The organism is Kineococcus halophytocola, from assembly GCF_041276425.1.
In the GTDB taxonomy this organism is placed as follows: domain Bacteria; phylum Actinomycetota; class Actinomycetes; order Actinomycetales; family Kineococcaceae; genus Kineococcus; species Kineococcus halophytocola.
Genome location: NZ_JBGFTU010000035.1, coordinates 1 through 16,217 on the forward strand (window position 1 = coordinate 1; position 16,217 = coordinate 16,217).

Below are 16,217 nucleotides of genomic sequence, written 5' to 3' on the forward strand. Positions count from 1 at the left end.
GTCCGACGTCATTCGGCGCTGGGATACTTGACGCCGCGGGAGTTTGAGTTAGGGTATCGGCATCTAGACGAGATCGCGCAACTTGCAGCTTAATCCCGTGTCCACGAAACCGGGAACGCTCCAGGGCCCACTCGTAGTCGGTGAACGTGTAGCCGGCGTTGACGAAGCTGAGCGCGATGGAGAACAGTGCAACGTCCCGGCCGCGGTCGGTCCCCTCGCACAGCAGCTGCTGGATCCCAGGGCTGATGCCGTTGGTCTGATTGGGGCGGGGTCCAGTCAGGAGCTGCAGTGCGGCGTCCACCGTGGTGGGGGAGACCAGCTGCGGCTGGGAGCCGCTGCGGTGGATCGACAGGGGCGGGCGGGTGGCCTGGGTGTGTCGTACCTGCCTGGACTGCTCCTTGGTCGCCAGGGCCGGCACCGCCTGACGCAAGGCGTCTGCGAAGTCGCGGTTGCCCCAGCCCACGGGCAGGACGACCCACAGGTGCCGGCCTCCACTGGCTCCTCCAGAGGTGACCTCGACCAGGTGGCAGCCCTGATCAGCGCAGAAGACGCGCGCCTGGTCCAGCCAGGCGGGCAGCTCGCCGTCCACAGTGTCCACGTCGAGGGCGATGAGGCCCTCTCGGGGCTCTACGGTGAAGGCGTGGCCCGAGGCCACGGCCTGCTCCAGTGAGACGAAGAGTGCATTGCCGTTGTCGCCCTGCTGAGCGCGTCCTGCGGCATCCAACAGCAATGCGTTCTTGGTGGTGACCGCCCTAGCGAGGGCCAGCACCTGCTGCGGAGTTGGCTGCCTCATCGGGTGGCCTGGCTGTCGATCCACGCGGAGATCTCGGACAGCCGGTACCGGTACTGCTGTCCGATCTTGTAGCGCGGGAGGCGCAAGCGGCCTGCGTTGTTCCTGAGCCAGCGCTCGTCCTTGCCGAGCAACGCAGCGGCGTACTCGCCGCTGACGAGGGGTTCGGGGGTCGTGGCGGTCTTCATGGTGTTCTCTCCAGTCGTGGCACACGCGTCCTGCGGGTGCCGTGTGTCGAGTACAGCACACAGCACTTGGCAAGTGCAAGGTCCCGTGTCATGCTGTGGTCATGACGCAAGTACGCGAGTGGACGCGCACGGACGCTTCACCTCCTGCAGATGACAAGTACGGAACATGGGTGTCCTACGAGGCGCCCGGATGGCGCGCACAGTTCGGTATCGCTATCCCCGGCCCGACGAGCCTTGGTGCGTTGGAGCTCCGGCTCGTCGCCATCCCAGATGAGGAGGGCAACTACCTTGCGGTCGAAGAGACCGATGGCATCACCACTGAGGTCGTCAGGAGCTTGCCGCTGGCCGAGGTCCGAGGGGAGTTCGGCCGCCTAGGGCTGGACTGGCTGCGCCGGGAGTACGACCTGGCGGCGGTCCTGGGAAGAGTCGAGACGCCTGAGCAATGGGCCCGGTTCGCGATGATCTACGTCAACGTGGCGCTGGGTACGCGCAACCCGCTGCAATTCTTGGCCGGTGAGAGCGGCATCAGCCGCAACACACTTTCTGCGCGTGTGCGTCGGTGTAGGGAGATGGGGCTCCTGACGCGTCCGAACGGAAAGTCGCTGGGGAGCCTCACCAAGGACGCCCGACGCCTGCTCGGCCACTCGGCTGAGACCACGACCGACCAGGGAGGGGAGTAGTCATGGCGTACGTGCGTCAGCCCAAGGGCCGCGACGGCTACCAGGGGGTCTACGTCAAGCCCGACGGCCGTGAGGCCACCCGTATGTTCGCTCGCAAGAGGGACGCGCAGCAGTGGGCGGATGAGCAAGAGCGCCAGGTCAAGCGAGGAGAGTGGCTGGACCCCCGGTCCGGCTCGGTGACGGTGGCTGAGTACGGCCAGGACTGGCTAGCCGGAAAGCTGGATGTCAAGAAGTCCACCCGGGATGCATACGAGCGGCTGCTGCGCTGCCAGGTCGTTCCGACGTTTGGCAAGCTGCCTTTGTCTGCGGTGACCCATGAGGGAGTGGTTCGCTGGGTGGCCAATCTGCACGCCTCGGGACTTAGCGCTTCGCGCATCCGCCTGGCCCACCTCGTGCTCAAGCAGGTGCTGGACCTGGCGGTGTTCTCCCGGCGCATCCCGTCCAACCCTGCTGACAAGGTGCGGCTTCCCTCTCTGCCCAGCAAGGCAGAGCGGGATCGGGAGTCCCGCTTCCTGTCGCTCGAACAGGTTCAATCCGTCGCTAGCCACTGCAAGGGGGCCGATGTGCTTCCGCTCCACGTCATGGCGTGGTGCGGATTGCGCTCGGGGGAGGTGGCCGGCCTGCGGGTCTGCGACTTCGACCAGCTGCGCCGTGAGCTTCGCGTGCGCCGGACCGTGGTGGATGAGGGTGGCGTTCTGCGGGTGGAGACGCCCAAGACTCGCAGCTCCGTCCGCACCGTGCCGGTGCCGTCCTGGCTAGTGCCGATGCTTGCTGAGCAGCTCGCGGGCAAGGGGGAGGCGGACCCCCTGCTGACCGCCCCGCAGGGTGGGCTGTGGCGCGCGAACAACTGGCGGCGACGGGTGATGGACCCGGCGATCCGCAAGGCCGGGGTAGCCCAGCAGAAGAAGGGCGACATGGTGAGTCCCCACGACCTGCGGCACACCTGCGCCTCGCTGCACATCCAGGCGGGGACTCCGGTCAAGGTGCTGTCGGAGATGCTGGGCCACACCTCGGTGGCCTTCACGATGGACCGCTACGGCCACCTGTACCCGGGGGACACCCACCGCTGGGTGGATGCCCTCGGAGCGGCTGCTGAGGCCGCTCGGCTGGCTCTCACCGAACAGGCACCGAACGAGCTTCCGAACGAGCCCGGTAGGCTCAAGGCTGTGGGGGGCTCCGCAGGTCTCTGACCTGCGATGATGTACTCACCAGGGGCGGTAGCTCAGTCGGTCAGAGCAGGGAACTCATAATTCCTCGGTCGTGGGTTCGAGCCCCACCCGCCCCACCCGCACCCCGTCCGGGCGGCGACCGGCGGGTCACCTCAGGAGGTCGGGTCCGCCGGGGGCAGGGTCCCCGCGACCGCGGCGAGCAGTTGCGGCAGCGTCGGGACACCGGCCGCCCGGAACACCTCACGCCCGTCCGCGTCCCGCAGCACCACGGTCGGCGTTCCCGCGATCCCCTCGGCCGCAGCGCGTTCGACGTCGGAGGCGACGTCGACCTCGACCGGTCGCAGGGCCGGGACCAGATCGGCCGCCTGCTGCACGACCCGTCGCGCGCCCCGGCACGGCGCGCAGAACGCCGACGTCCACAGTTCGACCACCACGACCGTGTCAACGTCCGCCGGGGGCGAGGGCTTCCGGGTCAGAGCAGGTAGCGGTACAGCGGGTCGTCGGCGGAGATCTTCTCGAACGTCGGGGGAGCGGCGTCCATCCGTGCCAGCAGCCCCGGCAGCGCGTCCGGGGCGGGGATCTCGATGCCGACCAGGGCCGGGCCGAACTCGCGGTTGCTGCGCTTGACGTACTCGAACAGCGTGATGTCGTCGTCGGGGCCGAGCACCTCGTCGAGGAAGCGCCGCAGCGCGCCGGGTTCCTGGGGGAACTCCACGAGGAAGTAGTGCTTGCGGCCCTCGTGCACCAGGGCCCGCTCGACGATCTCGGCGTACCGGGAGATGTCGTTGTTGCCGCCGGAGACCACGGCGACCACGTCCTGACCCGGCTCGACGCGGACGTACCCGGCGAGCGCCGCGGTGGCCAGCGCGCCGGCGGGCTCGGCGATGATCCCGTCGGTCTGGTACATCGCGAGCATCTCCACGCAGATCGCGCCCTCGGGGACGGTGACCAGCTCCACCGGGTGCTGGGCGACGACGGCGTGCGTGACGTCCCCGACGCGGCGGACCGAGGCCCCGTCGACGAAGGTGTCCAGCTCCTCCAGGCGCACGGGGTGACCGGCGGCGAGGGCGGCGGCCATCGACGGGGCGCCCTCGGGTTCCACCCCGACGACGCGCACGTGCGGGTGCCGTTCGCGCACCCACGTCAGGACCCCGGCGAGCAGCCCGCCGCCGCCGACGGGCACGACGAGGACGTCCGGGGGGTTCTCGCCCAGGGCGGCGAGCTGCTCGACCACCTCGACGGCCACGGTGCCCTGGCCGGTGAGGGTGCGGGCGTCGTCGAAGGCGGGGACCATCGTGGCCCCCGAGCGGACGGCGTCCTGCGCGGCGGCGGCGGCCGCGTCGTCGTAGGTGTCGCCCAGGACGATCGTCTCGACGAACTCCTGCCCCAGGGCGGCGATGCGGTCGCGCTTCTGGCGCGGGGTGGTGCGCGGGACGTAGATCCGTCCGCGCACGCGCAGGGCGGCGCACGCGTAGGCCAGGCCCTGGGCGTGGTTGCCGGCGCTGGCGGTCACGACGCCGCGGGCGCGCTGGTCGCCGTCGAGCTGGGCGACGAGGTTGTAGGCGCCGCGCAGCTTGTAGGAGCGCACGGCCTGCAGGTCCTCGCGCTTGACGCGCACGTGGGCGTCGAGCTCGGCCGACCAGCGGCTGTTCGTCGCCAGCGGGGTGCGGACGACGACCGTGGCCAGGCGCGCGGCGGCGGCCTCGACGTCGGCGGCGGTGGGCAGGGCGATCGGCTCCTGCCCGGGTGCTCGCGCGGACGAGGGGGACGGCACGGCCTCGATCGACATGGGCACGATCCTGCCCCGCCGGCCCGGCGCGTGGCCACCAGGGGTCGTGCACAGGGAGGTCTCAACGTGGGGCTCGGTCCCGAGTTCCTGCGCCGCGTGTGATGTCGGCCACACCGGGGCCGCGGCGGGTTCCGGTGAGGTGAGGCGGCGCTATCTTCGGCCAGGCTCACCTCACCGGAGGTGCGTCCTGGACCACGGGTGGAGGAGGTGCACCGTGCTCGCCACGTTCGTCATCGGGCTGCGGGAGGGTCTGGAGGCGTCGCTCATCGTCGGCGTCGTCGCGGCCTTCCTCGTCCAGCGCGGGCAGCGCCGGGCTCTGCGGTTCGTGTGGACCGGGGTGGTGGCCGCCGTGCTGCTGTGCGTCGGCGTGGCCGCCGCCCTGCAGGCCGCGACGCGGTCCCTGCCCCAGCGCCAGCAGGAGCAGCTGGAGACCGTGCTCGCCCTCGTCGCGGTGGCGATGGTCACCTGGATGGTCGTCTGGACGACCCGGCACGCCCGCACCATGCGCACCGACCTGGAGGCCTCGGCCTCCTCGGCGCTGGCGCGCGGCACCTCGTGGGCCCTGGTCGCCATGGCCTTCCTCGCCGTGCTGCGCGAGGGGCTGGAGACGTCGGTCTTCCTGCTCGCCACCTACCAGGCCTCCGGCAGCAACGCCCAGGGCGCGCTCGGGGCGAGCCTGGGCATCGCGCTGGCGGTCGTCCTGGGCTACCTGCTGTACCGCGGCGGGATCCGCCTCGACCTCGCCCGGCTCTTCCGCGCGACCGGCGTCGTGCTCGTCCTCGTCGCCGCCGGGCTCGTGATGTCCGCCGCGCACACCGCCTACGAGGCGGGCTGGCTGCTGGCCGGTCAGCAGGAGGTCCTCGACCTCACCGCCGTCGTCACCCCCGGCACCGTCCGCTCGGCGCTGCTGACCGGTGTCCTGGGCTGGCAGCCCCGGCCCACGGCCGCCGAGCTGATCGGCTGGGTCGTCTACCTCGTCCCCATGCTCGCCGTCGTCCTGCGGCCCCGGACGCCCAGCGCCGCCCCGCAGCGCGTCGGCGCCTGACCCCACGCACACCCGAGAAAGGCCCACTCCGTGATCCGGACGTCCCGTCCCCTCCTCGCCCTCGCCACCGCCCCGCTGCTCCTGCTCGTCGCCTGCGGCGGCGGGTCCTCCGCCGCCGGCGGGACCTCGGGCGGCGAGGCGGCGGAGGGGACCGTCACGGTCACCCTCACCGACGACGGCTGCACCGCCGAGCCGGACTCCGTGCCCGCCGGGCCGGCCTCGTTCCAGGTCGTGAACTCCGGCGCCGGTGCCGTCACCGAGGCCGAGCTGGTCAACGCCGGCGGCCGGATCCTCGGGGAGCGGGAGAACCTCACGCCGGGGCTGACGGGCACCTTCTCCCTGCAGCTGGAGGCCGGGGACTACACGATCCAGTGCCCCAACGCCGCCACCGACACCTCCCCGTTCACCGTCACCGGTGCCGCCCCGGCCGGCACCGAGGACCCGCTGTTCGCCGCCGCCACCAGCGGCTACCAGGACTACGTGGAGCAGCAGGTCGCCGACCTCGTCACCGCCACCGGTGCCTTCGCCGCCGCCGTGCAGGCCGGGGACGTCGCGAGGGCCAAGGAGCTCTACGGGCCGGCCCGCGTGCCCTACGAGCGGATCGAGCCGGTCGCGGAGAGCTTCGGCGACCTCGACCCGACGATCGACGCCCGCATCGCCGACGTGGCCGACCCCTCGACCTGGACCGGGTTCCACCGCATCGAGCGGGCCCTGTTCGAGCAGGGCACCACCGAGGGGATGGCCCCGGTGGCCCAGCAGCTCGTCGCCGACGTGGAGCGGCTGAACACCCTCGTGCAGACCACGACGTACCAGCCCGCCGACCTCGCCAACGGCGCCTCCGCGCTGCTGGACGAGGTGGCCTCCTCCAAGGTCACCGGGGAGGAGGAGGCGTACTCCCACCTGGACCTGCTGGACGTCGCGGCCAACGTCGAGGGTTCGAGGACGGCGTTCAACCTGCTCGTCCCGGCGCTGCAGGTCACCGACGCCGACCTCGTCACGACCATCCAGGGCCGCTTCGACGACGTCCAGGCGGCGCTGCAGCCCTACCGGCGCGGCGAGGGGTACGCCCTCTACACCGAGCTGACGCCGGAGCAGGTCCGGGACCTGGCCACCGCCGTCGACGCCGTCGCCGAACCGCTCTCCCAGGTGTCCGGCAAGGTCGTCGGCGCCGCGAACCAGTGAGGTCACCCCGATGAGCCCTCTCCGTCCCAGCCGCCGGGGCGTCCTCACCGGCGCCGCGGTCGTGGGCGCCGCCGGGATCGGGGCCGGGGTGAGTTCGGTCGCGGCGCGGCCGGCCGCCGGCTCGCCCGCCCCGGCGCGCACCGTCCCCTTCCACGGCTCCCGCCAGGCCGGCATCACGACACCGGCCCAGGACTCCCTCGTCTTCGCCGCCCTCGACGTCACGACGAGGCGGGCCGGCGACCTCGCCGACGTGCTGCAGCGCTGGAGCGCCGCCGCCGCCACGATGACGACGGGCGTCCCCGTCGGCGGACCGGGCGGGCTCGGCGGCGCGGCCGACGAACCGCCCCAGGACACCGGCGAGGCGCACGAGCTGCCGGCCGCCAACCTCACCGTGACCCTCGGGTACGGGCCCTCGCTGTTCGACGAGCGGTTCGGCCTGGCCGACCGCCGGCCGGCCGCCCTGGAGGAGCTGCCGGCGCTGCCGGGGGAGCAGCTCGACCCCACGAAGACGGGCGGGGACCTGTGCCTGCAGGCGTGCGCCGACGACCCGCAGGTCGCCTTCCACGCCGTGCGCAACCTCGTGCGCATCGGGCGCGGCACGGTCCGCGTGCGGTGGATGCAGCTCGGCTTCGGGCGCACCTCGACGACCGCGGCGGCCCAGCCGACGCCGCGCAACCTCATGGGGTTCAAGGACGGCACCGCCAACCTGCGCGCCGAGGACACCGCCGACCTGGACCAGCACGTGTGGGTCGGCGGCGAGGGCGCACCCGCGGCGGACCAGGACTGGATGCGCGGCGGCACGTACCTGGTGGCCCGGCGCATCCGGATGCTCATCGAGGCCTGGGACCGGGCCTCCCTGGGCGAGCAGGAGCGCGTCATCGGCCGCGCCAAGGAGACCGGCGCACCGCTGTCGGGGACGCGGGAGTTCGACGCCCTCGACCTGGCCGCGACGGTCCACGGGAAGCCGGCCATCGACGTCGCCGCGCACGTCCGGCTCGCAGCGCCGGAGACCAACGGCGGCGTGAAGATGCTGCGGCGCGGCTACTCCTACACCGACGGCCTGGACCTCGCGACCGGCCAGCTCGACGCGGGGCTGTTCTTCATCGTCTTCGGCAACGACCCGCACCGGCAGTTCGTCCCGGTGCAGCGCAGGCTCGGCTCGCAGGACGCCCTCACGGAGTACCTCAAGCACACCGGGTCGGGGATCTTCGCCTGCCCGCCCGGCACCGGCGAGGGCGGGGCCTGGGGCGAGGGGCTGCTGAGCTGAAGGTGCGCCGGACCGGGAAGCGCCTCACGGCGCACGGCCGCTCGTAGCGGCTTCTCTTTGGGACCCGGGGCTACCGCGGCCCGACGCGTCTCCATTGTAACGAGCCGGTCCCGGTGCACCCGACCCGCCGGTCACCCCAGCTCGCCGGCCCGCCACCGCAGCGCGACGTGCTCGAGCTGCTCGGCGGTGCGCACGAGCCGCGCGGCCGAGCGGGTCAGGACGGCTCCGGCCTCGTCCTCGGCGGCGATCCAGCCGGAGTCGGCGTGGTGGGCGCGACCGATCGCGAGGATGCGGCAGAACGCCGCGGCCCGCTCCAGGGTCACCGCGAAGTCGCCCTCGGCGACCCCGCGCAGGACCTGGTCGACGACCGTCGCGACCTCCTGCGGGCCGGGCGGGTCGGCGACACCGGCCACGACCTCCAGGACGGGGGCGTGGCGGCGCCCCTCGGCGTACTGGCGGGAGACCGCCACGGGTTGGCGGTGCACCCAGGTGCGCAGCACGTACAGCCGCCACAGGGCACCGGCCAGGGAGTCGGCCGGGGCGTCGGCCCACAGGTCGGCGATGACCTCCAGGCCCTCGTCCTGGGCCAGCCGGACCACGCGACGGGTGACCTCGGCGTCCCGGGCGCTGCGGGCCCCGTGGACGAGGGCGCTGGCCGCGGCGTGCGCGGCCTCCTGGACGGCGGAGGGGTCCACGCCGCCGGACAGGGCGACGATCGCCTCGTCCCCGGGCAGGGCGGGACGGTGGTGCCGGCGCGGGGGTGGGACGGGATCGGGCACGGGGGAGATGCTGCCACCCGTCGCGGTGGTCCGCTCAGCCCCGGAAGGGCGGCGGGGGCGCCGCCATGCTCGCCCGCGGGCAGTCCTGCAGCCGCAGGCCGCCGTGGCCGAGCGCCTCGTCGCACAGCGACTCCACGTTCCAGCCGAGCTGGCTGCCGAAGAGCGTCACCGTGACGCGGTAGATCGTGATCTCGTACTTGGTGGGCGTGCCGTAGGCGACGTGGATGCGGCCGATGAGCTCGGCGCCGGCGGCGTTGTCCGCCCCGTGCCAGGGACGGTCGTAGCGGCTCCACAGCGACGGGCCGGCCTGCCAGACGCCGCCGTTCTGCACGTCGCGCAGGGCCAGCTCGACCAGGACGGAGCGGGCGGCCTCCTCCGGCACGATCGCCGCCGGCCGGATGACCTCGGAGACCTCGCCGGCGGCCGAGCGCTTCGCGGTCCGGGTGAGCTGGTCGTCCACGGGGTCCCTCCCTCGACGGTGTCGTCCTCTGCCAGTGGTCCTTCGGCACGGTGGCGGCGGACTTGAGCGCACCGGGCACGCCGGTGCGGACACGCCGGTGGAGGACTTGTGCGTGGCGGTGGTCCCGGGCGTGATCGGTGGGGCATGATGGCCGGGTACGGAGAAGCACGACGTGTAGTCAGAGCACCGCTGCCAGTCGTTCTGCGTGACGTGAGGTCGTAGGGGAAGACGTTCCTCACACCGACGCAGAAGGAGACAACGGCATGTCCGGTGCGACGACCCGCGGCGTGCTCTTCGTGCACTCCGCACCGCGAGCGCTCGTCCCGCACATCGAGTGGGCCGCCGGCGGTGTCCTCGGTGTGCGCGCGTCCTTCGACTGGACGGGCCAGCCGGTCGCTCCGGGCTGCCTGCGGGCCGAGTACTCCTGGCAGGCGCCGCAGGGCACGGGGGCCCTGCTGGCCTCCGCCCTGCGCGGGTGGTCCCACCTGCGCTTCGAGGTCACCGAGGAACCGTCCCAGGGCTGCGACGGGGGCCGCTGGAGCCACACCCCGGCCCTCGGCATCTTCCACGCCGCCACCGACGTGCACGGCAACGTGCAGGTGCCCGAGGACCGCGTCCACGCCGCGATGGACCTGCTCAGCTCCGGGGACGCCGCGGGCGCTCGTCGCGCGCTCGCGCTGGCCGTCGGGGAGGCCTGGGACTGCGAGCTGGAGGCGTTCCGCCACGCCGGGGACGACACCCCCGTCCGCTGGCTGCACCAGGTCGGCTGAGGCACCGCCCCGGGCGCGCGCGGCGCCCGGGGAGCGGGGTCAGCGGGAGGCGAACACCGCGCTGACGTTGTGGCCACCGAAGCCGAAGGCGTTGTTCAGGCCGATGAGCGTGCCCGAGGACGGCAGCGGTCGCGGGTCCTTGCGCACGACGTCCAGCGTCACCTCGGGGTCGAGGTCGTCGACGTTGATCGTCGGGGGCGCCATCCGCTCGCGCAGGGCCAGGATGGTGAAGATGCTCTCCACCGCACCGGCCGCGCCGAGCAGGTGACCCGTCATCGACTTCGTCGCCGACACCGCGATGCCGTCCACGGCCTCGCCCAGGGCCAGGCGCAGCCCCTTGTCCTCGGCCACGTCACCGACGGGCGTCGACGTCGCGTGCGCGTTGACGTGGACGATGTCCGCACCGCTGACCCCGGCCTGGTGCAGACCGTCGAGGATGGCGCGGCTGACGCCGGCGCCCTCCGGTTCGGGGGCCGCGACGTGGTAGGCGTCGGCCGACAGGCCGGTGCCCAGGACGTCGGCGTACACGCGGGCCCCGCGGGCCTGCGCGTGCTCCTCCGACTCCAGGACGAGGATGCCCGCCCCCTCACCGAGGACGAAGCCGTCGCGGGCGGTGTCGAACGGGCGCGAGGCGCGCTCGGGGTCCTCGTTGCGCCGCGACATGGCGTGCATCGAGGTGAACGAGGCGATGGGCAACGGGTGGATGGCCGCCTCGGTGCCGCCGCAGATGACGATGTCGGCGCGCCCGGAACGGATCATCTCCGCGCCGTAGGCGATGGCCTCGGCCCCCGACGCGCAGGCGCTGACGGGGGTGTGCGCCCCGGCGCGCGCGGTGAACTCGATGCTGATGGCGGCCGTCGGGCCGTTGGCCATGAGCATGGGGACGGTCAGGGGCAGGACGCGGCGCGCGCCCTTCTCCTTGAGCGTGTCGTAGGCCGTCAGGAGGGTCCAGATGCCGCCGATGCCCGTCGCCACGACCGAGCCCAGGCGCAACGGGTCCACCTCGGGGGACCCGGCGTCGGCCCACGCCTCGCGGGCGGCGATGACGGCGAACTGCTGCGAGGGGTCCAGGCGCTTGATCTCGCGGCGTTCCAGCACGCTGTCGGCGCGCACGGCGGCCTGGGCGGCGAAGGTCACCGGCAGCTCGTGCTCGGTGATCCAGTCGTCGGCGATGAGGCGCGCCCCGGAACGGCCGGCGAGCGCGGCCTCCCAGCTGGTGCGGACGTCGCCGCCGAGCGGTGTCGTGGCGCCCAGGCCGGTGACGACGACTCGGCGCGACGAGGTCGTCGCGGTCGACGGGGTCGACGGGGTCGTGGTCATGGTCGGTCAGCTCCTCCTGGAACTCAGACGGCGTGCGTGGGTCCTGCGGGGGGTGGCCGGCCCCCGGTGGCGGGCCGGCCGGGTCCAGCGGGTCGGGCCGGTCAGCCCTGGGCCTGGGAGATGTAGGCGACGGCGTCGCCCACGGTCCGCAGGTTCTTCACGTCTTCGTCCGGGATGCGGACGCCGAACTTCTCCTCGGCGTTGACGACGATCGTCATCATCGACAGGGAGTCGATGTCGAGGTCGTCGGTGAACGACTTGTCCGCGAGGACGCTGTCGGTGGGCAGGCCCGTCTCCTCGTTGACGATCTCGGCGAGACCGCTGAGGATCTCCTGCTCACTGGCCATGCGTGGCTCCTCCATGTGGACGGTGGCCCGCCTGGGCCACCGGAACGGCCTGACCGCGGGATTTCGCGGCCAGGAGAACGCGACCGGCTACGGGAGCCGGACGACCTGGGCGGCGTAGGACAGGCCCGCGCCGTAACCGATCAGCAGCGCGAGACCACCGGAGGGGGCGTCCCCGTCGGCCATCGCGCGTTCGAGCGCCAGCGGGATCGAGGCGGCCGAGGTGTTGCCCATGTCGACGACGTCGCGGGCGACGTGGACGCTCTCGGGCAGCTTGAGCTGCTTGACCATCGCGTCGATGATCCGGGCGTTGGCCTGGTGGGGGACGAAGACGTCGATGTCCTGCGCGCCCACCCCGGCCGCGTCGAGCGCGGCCTGGGCCACCGGCGCCATCTGCCAGACCGCCCAGCGGAACACCGACTGGCCCTGCTGCTCCAGGAAGGGCCAGCGGTCCACGTCACCGACCTCGGCCGGGTCCTCGGCCACGAGGGCGGCGTCGGTCTGCTGGGCCGAGCGCAGCTCCAGCCAGGAGAACTTCGACCGGATGAGGTCGGCCTGCCCGCCGTCCGAGCCCCACACCGTGGGACCGACGCCGGCCTCCTCGCCGATCCCGACGACCACGGCGCCCGCGCCGTCGGCGAAGAGGAACGCGGTCGAGCGGTCGTGCTGGTCGGTGAAGTCCGACAGCTTCTCCGCGCCGATGACGACGACGTTGCGGGCGGTCCCGCCGCGCACGAGGTCGGCGGCGACGGCGACGCCGTGGCAGAACCCGGCGCAGCCCGCGGACACGTCGAAGGCGGCCGCGGGGGTGGCGCCGAGGCGGTGGGCGACGACCGCGGCGGCGGCCGGGGTCTGGTAGGGGTGGGAGACGGTCGCCAGGATGACGGCGTCGACGTCGGAGCCGGTGAGCCCGGCCTGCGCCAGCGCCTTGGCCGCGGCGTCCTCGCTCATGTCGACGACCGAGACGTCCGGGGCCGCCCAGCGGCGGGTCCGGATGCCGGTGCGCTGCTGGATCCACTCGTCGGAGGAGTCGATCCAGGTGCACACCTCCTCGTTGTCGATCACGCGCGGCGGGCGGTGGGCGCCCACGCCGAGGAGGCGGGCCTCGCGGGTCGGGGCGGTCTTGATCGCGGTCACAGGGCGGCCTCCGTCGTGGTCAGCGTCGCGGCCACGCCACCGTGCTCGGTGATCATGGTCCGGGCCTTGTCCAGGTCGTCCGGCGTCTTCAGGGCCAGGACGTCCACGCCCTTCAGTGTGCGCTTGGCCAGGTTGGTCAACGTCCCCGCGGGGGGCACCTCGATCAGCCCGGTCACCCCCAGGCGGGCGAACGTCTGCGTGACGAGGTCCCAGCGCACGGGCCGGCTGACCTGCGCGACGAGCCGCTGGAGGAACCGCGCGCCGTCGGTGACCAGCTCGCCGTCGGCGTTCGCGGCGATCGGGACGGCGGCGGTGCCGGGGTCGATCCCGGCGGCCAGCCGCTCCAGGGCGCCGACCGCGGGGGCCATGTGCTGCGTGTGGAAGGCCCCGGCGACCTGCAGGGGGACGACGCGGGCCTTGGCGGGCGGGTCGGCGGCCAGGGCCGCGAGCGCCTCGGTCGTGCCGGCGACCACCGTCTGCCCGCCGCCGTTGGCGTTGGCCGGGGTCAGCTCGAGCGCGGCGAGCCTCGCGGTGACCTCCTCGGGGTCCCCGCCGAGCACGGCGCTCATGCCCGTGGGGCGGGCGGCCGCGGCCGCGGCCATGCCTCGGCCGCGCTCGCGGACCAGGACGAGCGCCTGCTCGGGGGTCAGGGCCCCGGTCGCCGCGGCGGCCGTCAGCTCCCCGACGGAGTGCCCGGCCACGGCCCCGGCCGCCCCGGCGAGGTCGGCGGGGGAGGGGAGCAGCTCGCGCAGCCCCAGCAGGCCGGCGGCGACGATGAGGGGCTGGGCCACCGCGGTGTCGCGCAGGGTCTCGGCGTCCGAGACGGTGCCGTGCGCCACGAGGTCGTCGCCGACGACGGCCGAGGCCCAGCGCAGCCGGTCCGCGACACCGGGCAGTTCGAGCCAGGGGGCGAGGAAGCCGGGCGACTGGGAGCCCTGACCGGGGAAGACGAAGACGAGCACCGGGTCAGCCTGCCGGTCGGGACCGGCGGATCACGGTCACGACGCTCACCGACTTCACGCCCGTGTCTTGTAGGGATCCTCCAAGTGGCCTCCCGGTGACCGGCGCCCCTCGCGTCACCGTTCGAGACCGTCTGGGCACGCTGGGTGGAGGTTCGTCACCGGGTGGGTGGTGTCCCGTCGGCCCGGGACCCCGTCCCCGCCTGCGACAACCGGCCCAGCGCCAGGGCCGTCTGCAGCACGAAGCGCTCCCGCGGCGCCGACGGCGTCCACCCCGACACCTCCGCCACCCGCCGCAACCGGTACCGGACGGTGTTGGCGTGGACGAACAGCGAGCGGGCGCACGCCTCCAGGGACCCCCCGTGCGCCAGGTAGGCGGTCAGGGTCTCCAGCAGCGCGCCCCCGGCGTCCACGAGGGGGGCGTAGGCGCGGTCGACCAGGGCCCGGCGGGCGGTGGCGTCCCCCGACAGGGCCCGCTCGGGCAGCAGGTCGTCGGCCAGCACCGGCCGCGGCGCCTCCGGCCACGCCCGCGCCGCCACGACCCCCGCCTGCGCCGCGCGGGCCGAGCGGGCGGCCACGGGCAGGCTGGCGACCGTCGGCCCCACCACGACCGGGCCGGGACCGAACTCGGTGCGCGCCAGCCGGTCCGCGGTCGCCCCCACGTCCAGCTCGCCCGTCAGGACCACGACCAGGCGGTCGCCCTGCACCCCCACGAGCGCCTCGCCGCCGGCCTGGCGGGCCAGCGAGCGCACCCGCGCCACCGCCCCGGCCGACGTCTGTTCCCCCGAGGGCCCGATGACGACCGTCGTCGCGGTGTCCAGCGCCCAGCCCAGCGCCGCGGCCCGGGAGGCGATGGTGTCCTCCCCGTCCCCGCGCAGGACGGCGTCGACCACGAGCGCCTCCAGCCGGGCGTCCCACGCGCCACGCGACTCCGCCGCCCGGGCGTAGACCGCGGCCGCGGCGAACGCCACCTCGCGGGAGTACCGCAGCAGTGCCTCGCGCGCGGCGACCTGCTCGACCGGTTCCCCGTCGCCGACGACGGCGTCCAGGCCCTCCTCCACGACCGTGATGGCGGTGCGCACCAGTTCGACCGTCTGCTGCAGGGTGACCGACCGCATCAGCTCCCGGGGGGCCGTGCCGAAGACCGCGGTGCCCACGAGCACGTCCGGGTCCGGTTCGGACAGCCAGCGCAGGAAGTCGCCGAAACCGGCCTGGGCCACCAGCCCCACCCAGGACCGCTCGTCGGCCGGCAGCTGCGCGTACCAGGGGTGCGCGGAGTCCATCCGGGCCGCGATCGCCGAGGCGAAGGAGCCCTGCGCCTGCTCGAGCCGTCGGACCGTCGCGGGCGACAGCTCGGTGGGTTCCTTCGGCACTCCGGAAGCCTAGGGGGTGCCCGTGCCCACGCCGGGGGCCGCCGCCGCCCGGGGCCGGCACGGGCGGGCTGACCTCGCCCGTCTGGACTAGGGTCGGCGACGGGTGACCCGCCGAAGATCCCGAGGACTCGCCTCGGAGGGACGGACGGAAGGGGACGCATGGGACTGCTCGACCGGTGGCGCAAGCCCGCTCCGGGAGGTGCCGGGTCCCGGCCCGCGACCCGCCCGCCGGGGCGGCGGTCCCGTCGGCGCGCCCGGCACGCCGAACCCGTCGTCAACGAGGCGCAGCTGCGGGAGGTCCTGCGCGAGGACCCCAACGACGCCACGGCCTTCGAGGCCCTGGCCGACCTCGTCCGCACCCGCGCCGCCCAGGCCCGCGAGGAGGACGCCGCGGGGGCCTCGGGCCCGGAGGAGGTGCGCCGGGCCGCCGACAACGCCGAGTGGGCGCTGGCCGAGGAGATGGCGCAGAGCCCGCAGGCGTGGCGTCCGCTGCTGGTCCTGGGCCGGCTGTCGCTGACCGACGACCACGAGGCGGCGCTGCGCCGGCTGGGCATCGCGGCCGAGCGCGACGGGTCCGGGCGGGCGCTGGCCGCGGCGCTGGGGGTGCTGCGCGAGGCCGGGATGAACGACGAGGCGCTCTCGCTGGGCGTGGGGCACTGGCGCCCGCGCGAGCACGACCTGCAGGCCGGCCGGCACCTCGTGGCCGCGGCCATCGAGGCGGGCCGGTTGTCCGAGGCGCGCCGGCACCTCAAGGCCCTGGGGATGCACCCCGACTCCGCCGGGGTGGACCGGCTGCGCGCCGAGCTGGAGGAGCAGATCGCCCGCGCCTCGCGCTGAGCGGGCTCAGCCGGCCGGGACGCGGGCGACGGTCCAGGGCCCGCGCCCCGCGCCCGGGTCCACCGGCAGCGGCCCCCCGGGGCGGGGGTGCCCCCCCCGCCCCGGCGGGCCCCCCCCCCGGGTGAGCG

The 16,217-nt window shown here is 74.1% G+C and carries 18 protein-coding genes and 1 tRNA gene; 8 read left to right on the plus strand and 11 right to left on the minus strand.

The features are described 5' to 3' along the window. The coding region (locus tag AB2L27_RS19470) for a bifunctional DNA primase/polymerase (RefSeq protein WP_370443151.1) at nucleotides 1-769 on the minus strand (769 nt) is incomplete at its 3' end. A gap of 20 nt (nucleotides 770-789) precedes the next feature. Continuing rightward, complete coding sequence (locus tag AB2L27_RS19475; RefSeq protein ID WP_370443152.1) at nucleotides 790-978, minus strand: helix-turn-helix domain-containing protein; 189 nt, start codon at nucleotides 976-978, stop codon at nucleotides 790-792. A gap of 170 nt (nucleotides 979-1,148) precedes the next feature. Here AB2L27_RS19475 and AB2L27_RS19480 point away from each other — a divergent pair, with 170 nt between their 5' ends. The 3 genes from AB2L27_RS19480 (at nucleotide 1,149) to AB2L27_RS19490 (ending at nucleotide 2,943) form a co-directional block, all read left to right on the plus strand. Beyond that, entirely contained in the window at nucleotides 1,149-1,658 is a 510-nt protein-coding gene (locus tag AB2L27_RS19480) for a hypothetical protein (RefSeq protein WP_370443153.1), read from the plus strand. A gap of 2 nt (nucleotides 1,659-1,660) precedes the next feature. Further along, nucleotides 1,661-2,848, plus strand: a complete 1,188-nt coding sequence (locus tag AB2L27_RS19485; RefSeq protein ID WP_370443154.1) for a tyrosine-type recombinase/integrase — start codon at nucleotides 1,661-1,663, stop codon at nucleotides 2,846-2,848. 21 nt (nucleotides 2,849-2,869) lie between these two features. Further along, nucleotides 2,870-2,943 (plus strand) — tRNA-Ile (locus AB2L27_RS19490). Between the two features lie 36 nt (nucleotides 2,944-2,979). Here AB2L27_RS19490 and AB2L27_RS19495 read toward each other — a convergent pair. Both AB2L27_RS19495 and ilvA read right to left on the minus strand, forming a co-directional pair. Next, nucleotides 2,980-3,261, minus strand: a complete 282-nt coding sequence (locus AB2L27_RS19495) for a thioredoxin family protein (RefSeq protein ID WP_370443155.1) — start codon at nucleotides 3,259-3,261, stop codon at nucleotides 2,980-2,982. A gap of 38 nt (nucleotides 3,262-3,299) precedes the next feature. Continuing rightward, on the minus strand, nucleotides 3,300-4,616 hold the full coding sequence (gene ilvA, locus AB2L27_RS19500) for a threonine ammonia-lyase IlvA (protein WP_370443156.1): 1,317 nt from the start codon (nucleotides 4,614-4,616) through the stop codon (nucleotides 3,300-3,302). Nucleotides 4,617-4,830: 214 nt separating this feature from the next. Here ilvA and efeU point away from each other — a divergent pair, with 214 nt between their 5' ends. The 3 genes from efeU to efeB are packed head-to-tail and all read left to right on the plus strand — an operon-like array spanning nucleotide 4,831 to nucleotide 8,110. Next, nucleotides 4,831-5,661, plus strand: coding sequence for an iron uptake transporter permease EfeU (efeU, locus tag AB2L27_RS19505; protein ID WP_370443157.1), 831 nt, complete (start codon nucleotides 4,831-4,833; stop codon nucleotides 5,659-5,661). Between the two features lie 30 nt (nucleotides 5,662-5,691). Further along, complete coding sequence (gene efeO, locus AB2L27_RS19510; protein ID WP_370443158.1) at nucleotides 5,692-6,843, plus strand: iron uptake system protein EfeO; 1,152 nt, start codon at nucleotides 5,692-5,694, stop codon at nucleotides 6,841-6,843. Nucleotides 6,844-6,853: 10 nt separating this feature from the next. Beyond that, nucleotides 6,854-8,110: an iron uptake transporter deferrochelatase/peroxidase subunit gene (gene efeB, locus AB2L27_RS19515; RefSeq protein WP_370443159.1), complete on the plus strand. Its 1,257-nt coding sequence runs from the start codon at nucleotides 6,854-6,856 to the stop codon at nucleotides 8,108-8,110. A 131-nt stretch (nucleotides 8,111-8,241) separates the two neighbouring features. Here efeB and AB2L27_RS19520 read toward each other — a convergent pair whose 3' ends face one another. After that, nucleotides 8,242-8,889 (minus strand): hypothetical protein, encoded by a 648-nt coding sequence (locus tag AB2L27_RS19520; protein WP_370443160.1) that lies wholly within the window; start codon nucleotides 8,887-8,889, stop codon nucleotides 8,242-8,244. 34 nt (nucleotides 8,890-8,923) lie between these two features. Further along, the gene (locus tag AB2L27_RS19525) at nucleotides 8,924-9,349 is read right to left on the minus strand and encodes a hypothetical protein (protein ID WP_370443161.1); all 426 of its coding nucleotides are present in this window, start codon (nucleotides 9,347-9,349) and stop codon (nucleotides 8,924-8,926) included. A gap of 263 nt (nucleotides 9,350-9,612) precedes the next feature. Between AB2L27_RS19525 and AB2L27_RS19530 the strand changes: the two genes are divergently transcribed. Then, on the plus strand, nucleotides 9,613-10,119 hold the full coding sequence (locus AB2L27_RS19530) for a DUF3145 domain-containing protein (RefSeq protein ID WP_370443162.1): 507 nt from the start codon (nucleotides 9,613-9,615) through the stop codon (nucleotides 10,117-10,119). A 39-nt stretch (nucleotides 10,120-10,158) separates the two neighbouring features. Here AB2L27_RS19530 and AB2L27_RS19535 read toward each other — a convergent pair whose 3' ends face one another. From AB2L27_RS19535 to AB2L27_RS19555, 5 genes are all read right to left on the minus strand, one after another. Further along, the gene (locus AB2L27_RS19535) at nucleotides 10,159-11,439 is read right to left on the minus strand and encodes a beta-ketoacyl-[acyl-carrier-protein] synthase family protein (RefSeq protein WP_370443163.1); all 1,281 of its coding nucleotides are present in this window, start codon (nucleotides 11,437-11,439) and stop codon (nucleotides 10,159-10,161) included. A gap of 101 nt (nucleotides 11,440-11,540) precedes the next feature. Next, entirely contained in the window at nucleotides 11,541-11,786 is a 246-nt protein-coding gene (locus tag AB2L27_RS19540) for an acyl carrier protein (RefSeq protein WP_366172058.1), read from the minus strand. Between the two features lie 87 nt (nucleotides 11,787-11,873). Continuing rightward, nucleotides 11,874-12,920 carry a beta-ketoacyl-ACP synthase III gene (locus AB2L27_RS19545; protein WP_370443164.1) on the minus strand — a complete coding sequence of 349 codons (1,047 nt, stop codon included), beginning with the start codon at nucleotides 12,918-12,920 and terminating at the stop codon, nucleotides 11,874-11,876. After that, the gene (locus AB2L27_RS19550; protein ID WP_370443165.1) at nucleotides 12,917-13,882 is read right to left on the minus strand and encodes an ACP S-malonyltransferase; all 966 of its coding nucleotides are present in this window, start codon (nucleotides 13,880-13,882) and stop codon (nucleotides 12,917-12,919) included. Before AB2L27_RS19550 ends, AB2L27_RS19545 begins: the two co-directional genes overlap by 4 nt. A gap of 155 nt (nucleotides 13,883-14,037) precedes the next feature. Beyond that, nucleotides 14,038-15,252 (minus strand): PucR family transcriptional regulator, encoded by a 1,215-nt coding sequence (locus AB2L27_RS19555; RefSeq protein WP_370443166.1) that lies wholly within the window; start codon nucleotides 15,250-15,252, stop codon nucleotides 14,038-14,040. Nucleotides 15,253-15,411: 159 nt separating this feature from the next. Between AB2L27_RS19555 and AB2L27_RS19560 the strand changes: the two genes are divergently transcribed. After that, a complete protein-coding gene (locus AB2L27_RS19560) occupies nucleotides 15,412-16,089 on the plus strand; it encodes a hypothetical protein (protein WP_370443167.1) in 678 nt (225 codons plus the stop codon). Nucleotides 16,090-16,217 lie beyond the last annotated feature (128 nt).

Excerpts from the sequence above, each read along its gene's own strand:
- AB2L27_RS19475 (WP_370443152.1), bottom strand. The coding sequence starts at position 978 with ATGAAGACCGCCACGACCCCCGAACCCCTCGTCAGCGGCGAGTACGCC.
- AB2L27_RS19485 (WP_370443154.1), top strand. The coding sequence starts at position 1,661 with ATGGCGTACGTGCGTCAGCCCAAGGGCCGCGACGGCTACCAGGGGGTC.
- ilvA (WP_370443156.1), bottom strand. The coding sequence starts at position 4,616 with ATGTCGATCGAGGCCGTGCCGTCCCCCTCGTCCGCGCGAGCACCCGGG.
- efeB (WP_370443159.1), top strand. The coding sequence starts at position 6,854 with ATGAGCCCTCTCCGTCCCAGCCGCCGGGGCGTCCTCACCGGCGCCGCG.
- AB2L27_RS19530 (WP_370443162.1), top strand. The coding sequence starts at position 9,613 with ATGTCCGGTGCGACGACCCGCGGCGTGCTCTTCGTGCACTCCGCACCG.
- AB2L27_RS19535 (WP_370443163.1), bottom strand. The coding sequence starts at position 11,439 with ATGACCACGACCCCGTCGACCCCGTCGACCGCGACGACCTCGTCGCGC.
- AB2L27_RS19540 (WP_366172058.1), bottom strand. The coding sequence starts at position 11,786 with ATGGCCAGTGAGCAGGAGATCCTCAGCGGTCTCGCCGAGATCGTCAAC.
- AB2L27_RS19560 (WP_370443167.1), top strand. The coding sequence starts at position 15,412 with ATGGGACTGCTCGACCGGTGGCGCAAGCCCGCTCCGGGAGGTGCCGGG.